16 protein-coding genes and 1 pseudogene are annotated in these 14,751 nt (G+C 67.2%); 8 read left to right on the forward strand and 9 right to left on the reverse strand.

Annotation, left to right across the window (positions count from 1 at the left end; translation table 11 throughout):
- Window positions 1-231: 231 nt before the first annotated feature.
- A pseudogene (locus tag ACWGSR_RS36935) lies at window positions 232-1,304 on the reverse strand (helicase associated domain-containing protein); the annotation flags it as partial.
- A gap of 665 nt (window positions 1,305-1,969) precedes the next feature.
- Between ACWGSR_RS36935 and ACWGSR_RS36940 the strand changes: the two are divergent.
- Complete coding sequence (locus tag ACWGSR_RS36940; RefSeq protein WP_453573677.1) at window positions 1,970-5,005, forward strand: RHS repeat-associated core domain-containing protein; 3,036 nt, start codon at window positions 1,970-1,972, stop codon at window positions 5,003-5,005.
- A gap of 146 nt (window positions 5,006-5,151) precedes the next feature.
- The gene (locus ACWGSR_RS36945) at window positions 5,152-5,328 is read left to right on the forward strand and encodes a hypothetical protein (RefSeq protein ID WP_453573680.1); all 177 of its coding nucleotides are present in this window, start codon (window positions 5,152-5,154) and stop codon (window positions 5,326-5,328) included.
- A gap of 9 nt (window positions 5,329-5,337) precedes the next feature.
- Here the strand turns inward: ACWGSR_RS36945 and ACWGSR_RS36950 are convergent.
- Window positions 5,338-6,146, reverse strand: a protein-coding gene (locus tag ACWGSR_RS36950; RefSeq protein WP_453573682.1) for an IS5 family transposase whose coding sequence is annotated in 2 segments (ribosomal slippage) — window positions 5,338-5,807 and window positions 5,807-6,146 — 810 coding nt in all. Because the reading frame shifts where the segments join, the coding sequence is not laid out codon by codon here.
- Between the two features lie 147 nt (window positions 6,147-6,293).
- Here ACWGSR_RS36950 and ACWGSR_RS36955 point away from each other — a divergent pair.
- On the forward strand, window positions 6,294-6,710 hold the full coding sequence (locus ACWGSR_RS36955) for a hypothetical protein (protein ID WP_453573685.1): 417 nt from the start codon (window positions 6,294-6,296) through the stop codon (window positions 6,708-6,710).
- A 9-nt stretch (window positions 6,711-6,719) separates the two neighbouring features.
- Here ACWGSR_RS36955 and ACWGSR_RS36960 read toward each other — a convergent pair whose 3' ends face one another.
- The gene (locus tag ACWGSR_RS36960) at window positions 6,720-7,292 is read right to left on the reverse strand and encodes a hypothetical protein (RefSeq protein ID WP_453573687.1); all 573 of its coding nucleotides are present in this window, start codon (window positions 7,290-7,292) and stop codon (window positions 6,720-6,722) included.
- A 202-nt stretch (window positions 7,293-7,494) separates the two neighbouring features.
- On the opposite strand from ACWGSR_RS36960, the gene ACWGSR_RS36965 reads away from it, so the two are divergent.
- Window positions 7,495-7,803, forward strand: coding sequence for a hypothetical protein (locus tag ACWGSR_RS36965; protein WP_453573690.1), 309 nt, complete (start codon window positions 7,495-7,497; stop codon window positions 7,801-7,803).
- A gap of 169 nt (window positions 7,804-7,972) precedes the next feature.
- A complete protein-coding gene (locus tag ACWGSR_RS36970; protein WP_453573693.1) occupies window positions 7,973-8,557 on the forward strand; it encodes a GNAT family N-acetyltransferase in 585 nt (194 codons plus the stop codon).
- 91 nt (window positions 8,558-8,648) lie between these two features.
- Here ACWGSR_RS36970 and ACWGSR_RS36975 read toward each other — a convergent pair whose 3' ends face one another.
- The 3 genes from ACWGSR_RS36975 to ACWGSR_RS36985 form a co-directional block, all read right to left on the reverse strand.
- Window positions 8,649-8,738, reverse strand: coding sequence for a helicase (locus tag ACWGSR_RS36975; RefSeq protein WP_376244290.1), 90 nt, complete (start codon window positions 8,736-8,738; stop codon window positions 8,649-8,651).
- A gap of 27 nt (window positions 8,739-8,765) precedes the next feature.
- A complete protein-coding gene (locus ACWGSR_RS36980; protein WP_401574505.1) occupies window positions 8,766-9,017 on the reverse strand; it encodes a hypothetical protein in 252 nt (83 codons plus the stop codon).
- A gap of 525 nt (window positions 9,018-9,542) precedes the next feature.
- Window positions 9,543-10,565 (reverse strand): hypothetical protein, encoded by a 1,023-nt coding sequence (locus ACWGSR_RS36985; protein WP_453573697.1) that lies wholly within the window; start codon window positions 10,563-10,565, stop codon window positions 9,543-9,545.
- 367 nt (window positions 10,566-10,932) lie between these two features.
- On the opposite strand from ACWGSR_RS36985, the gene ACWGSR_RS36990 reads away from it, so the two are divergent.
- Both ACWGSR_RS36990 and ACWGSR_RS36995 read left to right on the forward strand, forming a co-directional pair.
- Window positions 10,933-11,343 (forward strand): hypothetical protein, encoded by a 411-nt coding sequence (locus tag ACWGSR_RS36990; RefSeq protein WP_453573700.1) that lies wholly within the window; start codon window positions 10,933-10,935, stop codon window positions 11,341-11,343.
- Window positions 11,344-11,717: 374 nt separating this feature from the next.
- Complete coding sequence (locus ACWGSR_RS36995; protein WP_376244300.1) at window positions 11,718-12,347, forward strand: SMI1/KNR4 family protein; 630 nt, start codon at window positions 11,718-11,720, stop codon at window positions 12,345-12,347.
- A 450-nt stretch (window positions 12,348-12,797) separates the two neighbouring features.
- Here ACWGSR_RS36995 and ACWGSR_RS37000 read toward each other — a convergent pair whose 3' ends face one another.
- Window positions 12,798-13,019: a hypothetical protein gene (locus ACWGSR_RS37000; RefSeq protein ID WP_376244303.1), complete on the reverse strand. Its 222-nt coding sequence runs from the start codon at window positions 13,017-13,019 to the stop codon at window positions 12,798-12,800.
- Window positions 13,020-13,106: 87 nt separating this feature from the next.
- On the opposite strand from ACWGSR_RS37000, the gene ACWGSR_RS37005 reads away from it, so the two are divergent.
- Complete coding sequence (locus ACWGSR_RS37005) at window positions 13,107-13,283, forward strand: hypothetical protein (RefSeq protein WP_376244305.1); 177 nt, start codon at window positions 13,107-13,109, stop codon at window positions 13,281-13,283.
- Window positions 13,284-13,369: 86 nt separating this feature from the next.
- Here the strand turns inward: ACWGSR_RS37005 and ACWGSR_RS37010 are convergent, their stop codons facing one another.
- Both ACWGSR_RS37010 and ACWGSR_RS37015 read right to left on the reverse strand, forming a co-directional pair.
- Window positions 13,370-13,861, reverse strand: coding sequence for an NUDIX hydrolase (locus ACWGSR_RS37010; protein WP_453573705.1), 492 nt, complete (start codon window positions 13,859-13,861; stop codon window positions 13,370-13,372).
- An 80-nt stretch (window positions 13,862-13,941) separates the two neighbouring features.
- A complete protein-coding gene (locus tag ACWGSR_RS37015) occupies window positions 13,942-14,565 on the reverse strand; it encodes a DNA-binding protein (RefSeq protein ID WP_376244310.1) in 624 nt (207 codons plus the stop codon).
- Between the last annotated feature and the right edge of the window lie 186 nt (window positions 14,566-14,751).

Here is a 14,751-nt window from a genome sequence, read left to right on the forward strand (position 1 = left end):
ACCCCTGATCATCACGTCCGCAGCGTAACGAACTGCCGAATCGTCACACCGGTCCCCCCGACCAGGAAGCCTCAACAAGATCGTGTTACGAGCTCTCAGGACGGAAAAAAGGGATGACGCCCAGATGCTGGTTCGCCAGGCCGCAGATCGCGGCGATGTCGGTCGGAGCGTGACACAGCACCTGAACCCCGAACCTTGAGAGGGCTGGGGCCCGACGGCGCAAGGCGGCGATCAGAGACTGTCCGGAGCAGCCTGCGGGACCGTCGCCGGCCTTGCCCATTCCATGCCCAGCTTCGCGAGGGCGGCGAGCTGGTCGGTGTCCAGCCGGTCTCTCCTGGATTTCGTGTTCGAAAGCCACACGCCCAGCTTTACGGTCACCGGCTCCGTCTCGCCGTCGACGGCGATTTCCTCGCTGTGCCCCCTCGGTACGGGCCGGTCCGCACCTTCCCACTCGACCCACTGTGCCAAGGGCCGCAAGTCCCCGCTGGAACGCAGCCTGTGCCTTGCTCGGGCCCTTCGTCGTGCGCGGCCGCAGGGGCGGGAGCGGGCGCCTGATCGGGTTGCACGCCCTGCTTCGCCAGTCGCTCCTGCTGCTCGGGGAGAAGCTGTGCCCAGATGCCCGGCTTCTTCTGCCGCTGGAGCCACCGCCCGATGTCGTCGCCCTCGAACAGCACGCCGGGCTCGATGGCCGGCAGGACGCCGTCGGCGTCGACCAGGTCCGCCAGGATCCGGTAGTGCCGTTGCCAGTCCAGCGGCTACGGGCAGTCCCAGTCCTCGTCGATCCCGGCGAGCTGCGCGGCCCGGGTGGCCGCGACGTCCTCATCCTTCCCCAGCCCGTTCTTCGTGCCCTTACGGCGGGGATTGGCTATGTACTGCCCGATCGGAACCATCGCCTCACCCTCACCCTCACCCTCACCCTCACCCTCACCCCACACCGCGTCCTGCCTTGGTGCGAGGTGTCCCATGGCCCGCCGGTATGAGCGCAGTACGGCGAGCTTGTTTTCCCGGGCTTCCTTGCCCGGCTCCCACACCATCCCGGCCTCCGGAGTATCCAGGAGCACTTTGCGCCGCTCCTCCAGCTCACCCGCGCGCAGCGCCTTGTGCTGCTGATGCATCCACCTGCCAAGCGGAAGCCGCTTCGTCGTCCCGACTTCAGCTTCGGCGTCATACGGAATGGCACAGAGACCGATGCTCCGGTTCACCCCCTGCCACCACAGCAGAGGCTGGTCAGACTGCAGTCGGACCAGGGACCCGGGCTGGCAGACGCGGGTGCGCAGGAAGGCAGTGATAGTGGTGGGGTTGCGCAGTTGGTGCAGTGAGCCTTGATTCATCCGGGTCGAAAGTGATAGATGCGCCGATTGAGACGATTGATGCCACCGTCACGATCAAGCCGAACCGCACGCTTGGTTCTTTCACCATGCGAAACCTTGCCGCCCGGCAACGATCTCACTTGTCCGTGAATGCCCGCCCAGGGGAGGTTTTGCGGAACCAGTGAGGCGGGAAACGGTCTGGCTGGTTCCGCCCCGTGTGGATCATGCGTTCGAGGGCAGCGCGGCGGTTGGTGTGGAGGTTTCGTGGCAGCGTGTGCACGCCGCGTGACCGCTGGGGTCGCGGTGGTTGTTTCCCGTGGGGGGAATTCATGCGTTCACGTGCTTCGGGCACGTCTCTTCGGCGTGCCCGCAGGTCGTCCCGGTACGGCCTGGTCGCCGCGGTGGCGGCCCTGTCGCTGGCCGCGTCGGTGGTACCGGCCCTGGCCGATCCGGGCACCGTTGATCCGGGTGCTGCCGATCCGGGGCCGGGTTCGGTGTGGGGGAAGACGGACGGGCCGCGCCTTGGGGTGCCGCCGGTCAAGGTCGGTTCCAACCGGCCGGTGCCCAACGAGGCGGAAGCTCCCGACACACCCGGGGAGAAGGCCTGGGAGGAGGCTCAGAAGAACCGCGCCGTCGGCAAGGCCGCTCAGAAGAGGTCGATGTCGGCATCTGCCGCACAGAACGATGGTGGCGAGCCGGTCACGGTGCCTGGGGGCCAGGGTGCGGTTCCGTGGCACCAGATCACCAACTTCCGCATCACCGATTCCCTGGTGGCCCGGATCAACCTGTCGACCGGCAATCTGATGCTGGCGGCGACGGACTTCGAGGTCGCCGGTGTGGGGCAGAAGCTGCGGCTGGCCCGTACCTACAACTCCTTCGACGGCGCCGGTGGCCTGGTCTCGCCGCGCTGGTGGCAGGAGTACGAGCGCTCCTTCTGGCGTTCGGAGAACGAGGTCGTCCTCACCGACGCCACCGGCGCCACCCTGCGTTTCGCCAAGGCGTCCGACGGCTCCTTCACCACGCCCAAGGGCTACGCGAAGGACCTGAAGGAGAACGCCGATTACACCTTCACGCTGACCGACCGCAAGTCCGGGGTGAAGGACACCTACGACGCCAACGGGGTGCTGACCAAGGTCACCGACCGGAACAAGGGCACGATCACCGTCGAGCACCGCGAGGGCGGCTTCAAACTCACCGAGACCCGCTCCGGGCGCTGGATCGACCTCACCTACACCGACGAGAGCCACCTGACGGCCAAGGACCACACCGGCCGCACCGTCTCCTACGAACTCGACGGCGACTACAACCTCTCCCGCACCACCGACACCGCCGGCAAGACCACGCTCTACGCCCATGACGCCGACGGCCGCATCACGAAGATCACCACCCCCGACGGGAGAGTGACGGTCTTCACCTACGACGCCCATAACCGGGTCCGCTCCATGCTGCGGGCCACCGGATTCAACGCCTCCGGTCACACGGGCCCGGCCTACACCTACACCTACTCCAGCACCGACCCCCAGGCGGCAGGCACGACCACGGTCACGGACCCGGAGAACCACGCCACCAAGTACGAGCACGACAAGGACGGCCGGGTCACCAAGACCACCGACGCCCTCAACCACTCCCGCTCCAAGACGTTCGACGCCAACCACAACGTGGCCACGGCGACCGACGCGATGGGCACCGGCACGGGCGGCACCGGCGGCAATGTCACCACTTACGGCTGGGACGGGCGCAACAATCCCACCTCCGCCAAGCTGCCCACTGGGGCGACGGCCGCGATGACCGGCTACCAGACCATCGCCGGCGCCGACCTGCCCGGTTCGATGACGACGGCGGACGAGGAGAAGACCGACTACACCTACGACACGGCCGGCAACACCACCTCCGTCGCCATCACCGGCACCGGAGGCGGCAGGCAGACCTTCGAGCACAACAAGGCCACCCCCACCTGCGGCGGCTTCGAAGGCCAGCGCTGCAAGGTCACCGTGAAGATGACGGACACCAAGTCGGTGTCCACCTCCTTCACCTACGACGCCAAGGGCAACCTGACCAAGGTCACCCCGCCCGCCCCGCTGGGCACCACCACCTACACCTACGACCCCCTCGGCCGCCCCCAGAGCGTCACCGACGGCCGCGGGATCAAGACGACCTATACCTACGACGCCCGCGACCGCGTCGTGCAGGTCTCCACGCCTACGACTTCCGTCGTCTACGTCTATGACGGCGACGGCAACCTCGTCCGGCGCACCGACGGCTCCGGCATCACCTCCTACGCCTTCGACCCGCTCTCCCGCGAAACCGTCCGCACCCTGCAAGACGGTTCACAGACGCAGCTCACCTACACCCCCGCGGGCAACGTCGACACCTACACCGATCCGGCCGGCACCACCGACTACACCTACAACGAGGTCAACAAGCTCACCGAGCTCAAAGACCCCGCCGGCAGGGTCACGAAGTACGCGTACGACAACAACGACATCCGCACCAAGACGACCTACCCCGGCGGCACGGTGCAGAGTGTCACCCCGGACAAGTCCAGCCGCCCGGAGAAGATCAAGACGACCTCGCCCCAGGGCACCCTCGTCGACCTGACCTACTCCTACGCCAACGGCACCAAGGACAGCACCAAGATCCGCACCAAGACCGACGCGGTCGGCGGCTACAAGACCAGCTACACCTACGACAGCGCAGGCCGCTTCTCCTACGCCAAGGACGAGAAGAACGGCACCATCGCCGACTCCTGGCAGTACTGCTACGACCAGGCCGGCAACCTCACCAGCCAGGGCACCGACCCCGGCTGCCCCCGCGGCACCACCTACACCTACAACGACGCCCAGCAACTCACCGCCAAGTCCTCCACCACCGGCACCTGGTCCTACGACCAGGCCGGCAACGAAACCGCCGGCGCCTCCACCGACGACTACGCCCGCACGGGGGAGTCGTACACGGACTACTCCCAGCTGAAGTCGATCACCGTGGGCGGCAAGACCTACGCGGGCCAGTACGCCTCGACCGACCAGAGCGAGCGGATCAAGCTCGGCGACACCCTCTTCCACCACGGGCCGCTGGGCCTGTCGGCGAAGACGACCGCCGGCACCGACATGGGATTCAACCGGGAACCCGGGGGCACCCTCAACTCCATGACGACCGGGGGCAAGTCCTACTACTACCTGACCGACGCACTCGGCAGCGTCGTCGCCCTGGCCGACGACGACGGCAACAAGGTCAACACCTACACCTACAGCCCCCGCGGCGTCCGCCTGCTGGTGCGTTCCAGCGAACCGGTCGCCCAGCCCTACCACTTCGCCGGCGGCTACCAGGACCCCACCGGCCTCTACCACCTCGCCGCCCGCTACTACGACGCCAACATCGGCCGCTTCACCCAGCCCGACCCCTCCGGGCAGGAGAAGAACCCCTACCTCTACGCCGAAGGCGACCCCGTCAACCGCATCGACCCCTCGGGGCTCGGCTGGCTCCAGAAAGTAGGAGACGTGGTCAGCGACAGTGAAAGCATCGTGGGGATTGCCACGGGCTGCATCGCCGGTCTGGGCGCCGCATCCGAGACGGGAATCATCCAGGCAGCGGGCGTATTCGGCGGCGGAATTGGCGCGGTCGGTGCGGCAGTCGGCAGCTGCGCGGTAGGCGGCGCCATGGGGTACGCAGGTATGGACATCATCAGTTACGGGTGAGCATCGGTAAATACCGATAGCTGGCTGATCAGGACCTCTGTCGCGACGACGGGTCGCATCCGAGGCCGCGGCAGAGGTCCGCAAGGCAAGCAACCGGCAACCGTTCCTGCAGTGAATCCCGACAGGAATTGAGTGAGGAGAAAATGGTGAACGACAAGGTCAAACTGCAGGTTTTCGCAGTTGTATGTCTTGTGGTGTCGATCATCTGCATTGTGGTGGGGCTGCAGACCGGGAACGCGGTGTACCTGGTCTTGGGTGGCTTGGGAATCCTGGGAATAGCTATGCTTGCCTTCGGAGTGCTGCGCAAAAGGCGATCCTCCTAACTGATCGTTTCAGAATGAGGTTCGTAGGCGCCGTAAGCAGATGATGCTGCAGGCGAGTTGAAGCAGGCCGAGGTGGAGATCTGCACGTATCTCGTAGCGGATCCGCAGTCGTTTGAACTGGTGCAGCCAGGCGAAGGTCCGTTCGACGACCCAGCGTGTCTTGCCCGGTCCGGAGCCGTGCGGGACACCTCGGCGGGCGATCTTGGGTGTGATGCCGCGGGCCCGGAGGATGCGGCGGTACTTGTCGTAGTCGTAGCCGCGGTCGGCGAACAGCCGGCCCGGCCGGTGCCGCGGCCGCCCGACCAGGCCCCGGATGCGGGGGATCGCGTCCAGTAGCGGCGTCAGCTGGGTGACGTCGTGCCGGTTTCCGCCGGTCAGCGACACGGCCAGGGGTGTGCCGTGCCGGTCGACGATCAGGTGGTGCTTGCTGCCCGGCCTCGCGCGGTCGACCGGCGAAGGTCCGGTGTGAGCCCCCCTTTCAGGGCCCGGATGTGCGAGCCGTCGATCGCGCAGTCGTCCATGTCCAGCAGGCCGGCCTTGCGCAGCTCGGCCAGGAGCACCTCGTGCAGTCGGGGCCAGACACCGGCCTCGGTCCAGTCCCGCAGCCGCCGCCAGGCCGTCACCCCGCTGCATCCGGTTCGCTCGGCGGGCACGTCCCTCCAGCTCACGTTCTTGCGCAGGACGTACACGATGCCCCGCAGGGCCGCACGGTCGTCCACCGGCAACCGCCCGGGGTAGCGATGTCGCCGCGGCGGGCGGGGCGGCAGCAGTGGAGCGATGCGTTCCCACAGGTCATCAGGCACAAGATCATCCGACACCCGCACCACTTTGCCGTCACCAGACCCGACCGCCAAGCCCTCACACCGAACTCATTCTGAAACGATCAGTAAGATGCCCCCATGCCTGCTGACGAGCGTGTGACTCGGTCCATGTGTTGTGTCGAGCCGATATCGGATCCTCGGCCGATGCCGGAGCTGCCTGAGCGGGTCTGGTCCAACGAGGACTGGGAACGGATCGAGCGCGGTTATACGGCGAGTGACATGGACGAGAAGTGGGACGTCTTCACAGAGGGGGAGGTTGTCTTCCTGCATCGAAGCTGGACCGGCTACGGAATTTTCGCGGCGACCTTCGCGCCGGTCTATGGCGGCGGGTGGCGGATCGCCAGTGCTGTGGTGGAGCGTGACGGCGAACGCTACGGAGGCACGGACTACACCTACGACTGCGTCATGCTCGAGCTGGTGATCACTGCCATCGTGCTCGGTGAGCCGGCACCTGAGCTCCGCTCGAGGCTGGTGGAACTGATCCGCCGAAGGCCACGCGCTGCCGATGCCCCGGCCGGCGTGATCCAGCACAGTACCCTGGGGCTGCGCTCGGGCTCCTGACTGAAACGTTCAGCCCTCGGGTAGTGCCAGGGCCCCGTCCCAGACATTGCCACCGTCTGCCCAGGTCCACAGCCACTGGCGCAGCGATGGCGCCGCGTAACACAGGCCGTCGTGAGGGTCCTGTTCCCGGTCCGGGTCCCAGCCGTCGGCATCCCACAGCAGGACCGGGTGATCAACCGCCAGCAGGGAAACGTACCACTCCATCGTGCAGCCGCCACCCGTCAGGAACAGCCACGACGCCGGCGCTCCCCACCCGGCCCGCCGGGCGGGAATGGTGGTCGCGCAGCGCCAGTCCGGCACCTTCCAGTTGGGAACGCGGCGCGGTGTCAGCGAGGCGAGGCCGCCCTCCGGCCCGAACCCGCCGTCACCGATCTCGGTATAGAGGCGACGGAGCAACCCGGGCAGGGGATACCCGAGGCTGCGCTCGGCAAGGTCTACTTCCGCTTTCGTGAGAGGAGGGAACGGCTTGTCCGGGAGAAGCCCAGGAGAGGCAGGCACGTTCTCGGAGCCCCAGGCGATGGCGTGCAGCCTCTTCACAAGCGCATCGTCGTCCGCGGCGGTGCGGCGGGCAGCATCGGTCACGAACCAGGACTGTAGTGGGCGTCGCGGCCTGATCGGTCTGCCAGGTTCCGGGTGGGACGTGCTGCGTCGTGTCCCGGGCGCAGGCTGCCGAAAGTTGTGACAGATCCGCCTTACTGATCGTTTCAGAATGAAGCGCTTGGCCAGAGAGTTACGCGCTGCGATGATGCGATCTCGACTGGGCGGTGGGGGACGGAGACGCCAGATGACGCGGTGGCAGCTCTTGCAGGGAGACGTTCTGGTCGGTGAGCTCAGTGAGTACGGTTGTGATCAGCCGTTCTTCCTGGCGCGCTTCAGCCCGGGACCTGGCTGGGAGAGCGTGAGGCCGTTGTTCGAGGCATGGGCGGCCTGCAGGGGCCCGGACCCGGATGGGCTCAGGTTCGTCGCCCTGGCCAAGCCGTTGCAGGATTTGGGGCTCACACTGGCTCCGGTTGACGGTCAGCAGACTCCGTTGCGGCTCTTCAAGGACTGCATGGTGCGTATCTATGGGGTTGAAGCCCGCCTCCGCTACTGATCGAGCGATTGGCCGTCCGTGGGAGTCGGCGCAGGCATATGAGGCTGCAGGCCAGGTCGAGCCGGCCCTGGTGGATGTCAGCGCGTCGTTCGTAGCGGGTGCGGAGTCGTTCGAGTCGTTGTCACGATGCTCGTGACAACGGGCAGTACCCCCTTGGCATGATGGATTGATGATCAATTCGATAGGACCCGTGGTGCCGCCTGGCCGTATGAAACAGACACGGCAGCCCAACCTTGCACTCTCCGGAGGCATGCATCTGCGCCCCTGGCGGGAGAGTGACGCACAGGTCCTGGTGCAGTCGTGCCTCGATCCGGACATTCAGCACTGGAACCGTCCCGGTCGGCTGACCACCGACACGGCTCGGGAGAAGATCGCGCGCTGGAAGCTGCGGTGGCAGAACGAGGAGGCTGCCATCTGGGCCATCGCTCCCGTGGAAGATGACGTCCCTGTCGGATTGATCGGCCTCGCCGACCTGGACCTGCGAGGCGGTAGCGGCGAGTTCGTCTACTGGCTGTTGCCGGCTGGCCGCGGACGCGGAGCCATGGTCAACTCCACTCTCGCTGTGAGCGAATGGGCCTTCGACACGCTCGGACTACATCGCCTGCGCATCACACACTCTGTGGCCAACACGGCCTCCTGCAAAGTGGCCACCCAAGCCGGGTTCCCCTTGGAAGGGACGATGCGCAGCGCGCTCCTCCACGCCGACGGCTGGCACGACGAACACCTCCACGCACGCATCCAAGACGACACCTGACCATCTCGACCAAGTGAAGCTGCCTTACGGTCTCACCTGACCAGCTTGACTTCTCAACCTCCTGAGAAGTCATTCTCCGCGACTACACCCGTCACGCCCACTCGACTCCCAGTTCCCGCAGCATGTCCCGCTGCTCCTGGTCGAGCTTCTCCCGCCGGGTCTTGGTGTTCGAAACCCACACCCTCAGCCGTACAGATGCCGGCTCCGGTCAGCGGTGCTGGCCGCCCTTCTTGAATGACCGGGGCTGGTAGCGGCCGCGGGGGTGCAGCCGCCTGTGGCGACCGGCGTGGACTGCCAGGTGCGTGACGATGGTGGCCGGGACAAGGAAACCGGCGATCCATGACGTGCGCAGTGTGATGTCGGCCAAGGACATGGCCGTCTTCCAGCCGTGAGGAAGACCGAAGAGAAAGACGGAGATGAGGAGCGACAAGATGACAGACACCAGCGCGGCGACAGCCACCCGGCGAGTGAGCCCTTCCCACCACCTGTTGGTGGCATCCCTATCCACGCCGCCTCCCTCACCGCTCGTGCGGGCATTGTCGCTCACGACCCACGCTGGGCGACAGAGCAGCGTCAAGCAGCAGCACGGGAAGACCGGCCCGCTGTGCACAGATGCTTGATGATCAAGAGGAGCATCAGTCCGGCCGGGCGACCACCATGTCCGGCCTGATCGCCGAGGCGGAGTGGGCCGCCCCGCTCAGGCAACAGGGAGGACACGCGAGATCAACTCGAAGGCCATGCCCCGCCTCTTTCCGGTTCAAGGGGAGGCGAACCGTACGGGCCCGGGCGCGGACTCGACGGCAGGTCGGGGACTGAAGCGATCTTGGTGCGCCACGCCCACCGGGACACCGTCACCGGTCCCTCCAGCCGCTTGGCGGCGCGGGTCTCGTCCAAGAACGCGCCCGCGTGTGCCGGGCGGCCGGGAGCGGGGTCCTGCCCGTGCCCGTCCGCCAACTCCGGGCGCTCATGTCCGTACGGGCCGGGCTCACCCGTGCCCGCGACGGAAGGCCCGGCACGCGTCGAGCGTCTCGTGCACGACGGCCGGGTCCGGGCCGGTCGGGAGGGAGTGCAGGGTGCGTTCGATGTGGGCGTGGAGGTCGCCGTCGCAGTAGTCGGTCACGCGGTCGAACGGGCTGCGGGCCGCAGTAGCGAGTTCCGCGACGGCGCGGGCGAGCAGGCCGGGGCCGACGGGCGCTTCGTCGAGGGCGGCGAGGCGGATGAGGGCGGTGGCCGCGGCCCACCGCATCAGCGGGTCCGCGGCATCCAGGTAGGGGGTGATGTCCGCGGCTGTGGGAGCAGGACCGGCAAGGCCGGCCGCGAGCAGCGTGGTGGCTGCGGCGACCGGATCCTCCTCGCGCGCGGCAAGGGCGAGAAGGCGCGGCAGGGAGGTGGTGGCGAATTCGGGGAACCAGGCCAGGAGGTAGGCGATCCGGGTCCGCAGACGGGCGTCGGGATCATCGAGCAGGACGAGAAGGCCGGGGAGCTCGGCGAGGACCGCGTCGTAGGACTGCAGCGCCGACCACCGGGGATCGAACGAGTTCCCGGCCGCCACCCAGTCCCGCATCTCCCGCGCCTGTGCGCGCTTGTCCGCATCCGTCGCGGCGGTCACCTGCTCCTCGTACCAGGGCAGGAGCTCTGCCGGCCCCCGCTCCGCCGCAGCGGCACGCCATCCGGTCACGTTGATGCCGGTGGTCACGTCGTACTCGTCGTGCCAGTCCACGGCCAGGCGGGTCAGCAGCCACATCGTGTTCTCGCGGGCGGCCGCGGGGCCCGCGACGGCGATTCTCGCGAGGAACGGCACGGCGAACGGAGAGGCCGAGTACCGGCTGCCCTGATGAAAAATGCTGCCGAACAGGCTCCTGAACGCCTGCTCCCGTGCCTCGTCGTCGCTTCCGCACAGGGTGCGTATATGTCCTGGAACGTCGTGCGCCGACCGGTAGGCGTGCGTCAGGCCGGCCCAGTCCACATCGTCCAGCCCTGCCAGCAGCTTCTCGTACTTGTTGATCATCGAAGAAGGATCGCGGGAGACACTGACACCGCCTCCGCGACACAGCAGCAGTTCGCCCCGACCGAGCAGTACCGGCCCACAGCCTGCTATAGGCGGGGGGATTGAGGCGAGCAGGTCTGCGGAACCTCCAAGCAGCCGGTAGGGAAAATCACTGGCTCCGTTCACGAGAACTGGCTCTGGTCCAGACTTCGTTCATGTGTGGAACCACGGGCCACCCGATTCGATCCGGCAGCGTCTTGCACTCTTCGGGCTGTCTCCCACAGAGCAGGGATCCGATCCCCGTGCCGCCCCGTCGGCCACATGCTGATCTCCTCTGTGTGTCGGGTGGGCTGCACGCAGGCATCAGTGCGCCCCGTAGGGTGATCGGATGTTCGATCGTCTGGAGATCAGGGTGCTGCCGCCGGGGCGCCGGTTCGCGGCTCAGGTGCGGTTGTGGGTCAACGGCGAGGACATCGTCGAAGAGACGGTCGATGCGGGGGGCCGTGGGCCGTATGCCGCCGTCATGTTCCCGGCCGGGCGGCCCAGCCCTTTCAGGGCGACGGAAGAGGCCCGTCGCTTGGAGCTGGGGGAGCCCGAGTGCACCGGCGGGTGCTGCGGCTTCCTGACCGTGGTCATACAGCGGTTCGGGCAGATCGTGCAGTGGTCGGACTGGGAAGTCCCCTGCACAACACACACAGCCATGCCCCATCCCCCGCCGGAGCTCCACTTCGACGTGGACCAGTACGACGCCGAAGTGGAACGTGCCGAGACGGACCGCTGGTGGCAGGTGTACTCGTAGGCGAGTACAGCCCGGCCACGCCCGGCCGTGCGCCCTCATCAACATGAGTGCCTCCGATCAGGCCCGGGTGCTGCCGGAAACTTATGAACAATCCGGTCATGGAGCGGCCACCGACCGTTGCATGAAGCAGTGCCGAAGTGCTGCCCGTTCTCTTGAACAGAGCCAGTCGCCCGTGCCTATCGTTCTGGCTTGCTGTGAATGGGTGCAGCAGTGAGCCTCCGCCAACCTGAATCCACAGGCCAAAGGGCCGGTGTAACAGCCTTCCGGGATGCTCACACCGGTCGTGGACGGCAGTCTGCGGCGTAGATCGTTGGGCGGATCCTGAACGGTCCCGGTCCGGAGAGTGTGTCAGTTCTTGCCGTTAATCTTCCGCCGTGGGAAACACACCGGGTCAGGATGATGGGCGCCGCTACGCATGGCGGGATCTGCTGCAACGGTGGAGTGATGAGTGGCTCGATCCCGTGCTGCATGAGCGGGAACGGGCCGAGCCGTTTCCAGATGCTGTGCGCAGGGCTCGATGGCTGGGGGCCACTGGAGTCACCGGTGAGGAACTTGGCGCACTCGAGAAGCGCCTGGGTGCCTCTCTGCCGCCGAGCTACCGGCAGTTCCTGCTGCTCAGCAACGGCTGGCTCAACACCACCTCGGACATCCACCGTGTTCTTCCGGCCCACGAGGTCGGATGGACCCGGGACCTGGACCCAGAACTCGTCACCGACTGGACAGAGGGGTACCAGGGCTCTGAGCGAGTAGGTGATGAGGAGTACTTCCTCTACGGCGAGGCCCAGTCGCCCACCACCCTGCGCCCCGAATATCTTCCGCACACCCTGGAGATCAGTCACACCCCGAACGCCACTGATGTCTACCTCCTCAACCCCTGCGTGCTCACCCCGGACGGAGAATGGGAAGCCTGGTACCTCGCTCACTGGCTGCCCGGCGCGGTCCGCTACCCGTCCTTCTGGGACTTGATGAACGGCGAGTACGGGGACTTCCACAGCGAACGCTGAGCGTCACAGGTTTACTCAGGCGTCGACTGCACTGACGGACGATCTACTGCTTAGACAGTCGCCCGTGACCAGCACGAGAGCTTCGAGAACCGAGCACACCAGCTCTCTGAACTGCGGCTTCAAGTTGACGGAGGCTCACTACTCGACAATCGCTGAGTGCGCGGCTTGCGTGTCACCCTGGCCTGGCCCGCAGGCCTGCGCGGCACCGCTGCCCGACGGGCCTCGGGTGGCCTGGTCCACCACGCCGTCCCCTGCCCAGCCCCGGGCGAGGTCTGCCGGTCGCGCGGCAGGTCTGCGGCGGCCTGGTCCCCACTGCCTGCTGCGCCGAGCACGACCGCGCGGCCGAGCCAGCGATGGAGCGGCACCCGGCCGACGGGATCCGCTGCACGCACCTGTCCCGCCTGGCCTGCGTGGAACAGTCGGCCTGAGACGGCGGTGAGGGACGGGGTCTCAGGCGGTGTGCCGGATGGTGCCGGTGGCCCGGGTCCACTTCGACAGGACACGGCGGACACCGGCGCTCTCCTCGACGAGCGCGATGCGGGTGCTGGGGTGCGCGGCGTAGGTGTAGACCCACTCCTCGAACGTGCCGTCCGCCGTCTCCTCTCTCTCCCACGTGCCGGTGGCGGCCGGCCCGTCCGGCGGCTGGAACTGGAGCAGCACGTGAAAGGTCATGCTCCCGAGGCTACGCAGTGCCTGACCTGCGCTGTCAGTGCCGGATGCGAGGCTGGACGCACACCTAGACGCAGGAGGAAACAGGCCATGGCGAAGCAGGCGAGCAAGAGCTTCAAGATCCGCTGGCGGCTGGGTGACAAGAGCGGGGTGTCGGCGGTCTCGTACAGCGAATCGGCCCTGGAGCGCTACATGCAGCTCAAGCGCGAGGCCCTGGGCGATGGCGCCGAAGTGGAGTCCTACGAGGTCAAGCTGGGCGAGCAGTAGCGCGGTTTCAAAAACCGGCCCCGCCTTGAGGCGGGGCCGGGTGCGGTGTGGTCATCGACCGTTGTACAGCTCCTCGGACCGGGTTCTCAGGCGCCGCCGGGTGACGGCGGGGAGAAGACGTACTGGGCTGCCTGCTGGTTGGACAGGGCGGCTGCGATTCGCTTGCGCATGTCGTCTGACATCGGCGGCAGGTCGTTCAGCGGGAACCAGTGGGTGGCTGTGTTCTCGCCGTCGGCGGGATGCGGAACGCCGGACTGCCAGCCGAAGCGGAACACCAGGTCGAGATACTGCGTCTGGTCCCCGTTGTCATAGACGACAGGGTCCGTGACGTGAACCATCGCCAGCCGCTGCGGAACTGCCACGATGCCGGTCTCCTCAAGAACCTCCCGGGCTGCGGCATCCGCGGGCTGCTCTCCCGGATCGATGATCCCGGTCACCGGCGTCCACTCGCCGTTGTCTGTGCGCTTCGCAAGAAGGACCTGGTCATCCCTGACGACGACCGCGGTGACGCTTGAGAGCCACAGCGGATCGTTTCCGATTTTCTTGCGCAGCGCGAGGATGAAATCTGGTGTTCCCATCAAGTCACGATATCGACCCCGCGCTCAGGCATGCCGCCCGTCCCCGAGTCTGTTGATCACCACATTTCCGAACACTTCACTCAGCTCGGATCGTCGTCGCCTGCGTGATGGAGGGCCGCGGCGGTGGTGAGGAGGCGTTCCCAGGTGTGGGGGGTGTGGCCGTGGAGTTTGGCGAGTTCGGCGGCGATGCGGCCCTTGGGAGTGCCGGGGGCCGAGGTGGCGAGGGCCTGGGCGGCGAGGTCGATGCGGGGGTCGCCTTCATACGCGTGGGTTTTGCGGGGGCCTTGGGATTCGCCGGCGCGCCGGCCGCCGCCCTTGCCCTGCCCGGGGGCGTGGTCGCGGCGGTCGTGGACTTCGCGGCGGGACCACAGGCGGGTGCCGTAGAGGGTGGTGCCGGCGGAGAGGTAGCCCTGGGAGGCGTAGGCGCGGACGGTGCCGGTGCTGATCCCGAGGACGGCCGCGGTTTCCTTGTCGGTCAGCAGGTCCTCGGGATGCTCCCCTTCGGGCAGGGCGGGGATGGGCCGGCCGTTCAGGTATGCCTCGGCCTGGGCGAGGTCGTAGAGGAGGTGGCGGCTGTCGGGCAGGAGGCTGGGGACGCGTTCGCGGAAGGCGGGGGCGTCACGGCGGCGCCAGGTGGGCAGGGGGACGCCGGCGCGGGCGGCGATGCCGGTTTCGTTGGTGACGGGGCGGCCGCGGGGGATCACGTCGTCTCCTGGGGTCTTCGGTGTTGGAGCGTGGCCGGGGGCGCTGAGGGGTTGGGGCCGAGTGAGGGCGCGACCGGGTCGGTGAGACGGTGAGTTCGCCGGCCGGTGTCGACGCCTCAGTGCGCGGAGAGGGGCTCGGTCACCCGGGGCGGCGGGGCACGGTGCAGGCGGGGGTTCCTCCCGGCA

It is taken from the genome of Streptomyces sp. NPDC055632 (assembly GCF_053618675.1).

Excerpts from the sequence above, each read along its gene's own strand:
- ACWGSR_RS36940 (WP_453573677.1), top strand. The coding sequence starts at position 1,970 with ATGTCGGCATCTGCCGCACAGAACGATGGTGGCGAGCCGGTCACGGTG.
- ACWGSR_RS36955 (WP_453573685.1), top strand. The coding sequence starts at position 6,294 with ATGCCGGAGCTGCCTGAGCGGGTCTGGTCCAACGAGGACTGGGAACGG.
- ACWGSR_RS36965 (WP_453573690.1), top strand. The coding sequence starts at position 7,495 with ATGACGCGGTGGCAGCTCTTGCAGGGAGACGTTCTGGTCGGTGAGCTC.
- ACWGSR_RS36970 (WP_453573693.1), top strand. The coding sequence starts at position 7,973 with ATGATCAATTCGATAGGACCCGTGGTGCCGCCTGGCCGTATGAAACAG.
- ACWGSR_RS36985 (WP_453573697.1), bottom strand. The coding sequence starts at position 10,565 with ATGATCAACAAGTACGAGAAGCTGCTGGCAGGGCTGGACGATGTGGAC.
- ACWGSR_RS36990 (WP_453573700.1), top strand. The coding sequence starts at position 10,933 with ATGTTCGATCGTCTGGAGATCAGGGTGCTGCCGCCGGGGCGCCGGTTC.
- ACWGSR_RS37000 (WP_376244303.1), bottom strand. The coding sequence starts at position 13,019 with ATGACCTTTCACGTGCTGCTCCAGTTCCAGCCGCCGGACGGGCCGGCC.
- ACWGSR_RS37005 (WP_376244305.1), top strand. The coding sequence starts at position 13,107 with ATGGCGAAGCAGGCGAGCAAGAGCTTCAAGATCCGCTGGCGGCTGGGT.
- ACWGSR_RS37010 (WP_453573705.1), bottom strand. The coding sequence starts at position 13,861 with ATGGGAACACCAGATTTCATCCTCGCGCTGCGCAAGAAAATCGGAAAC.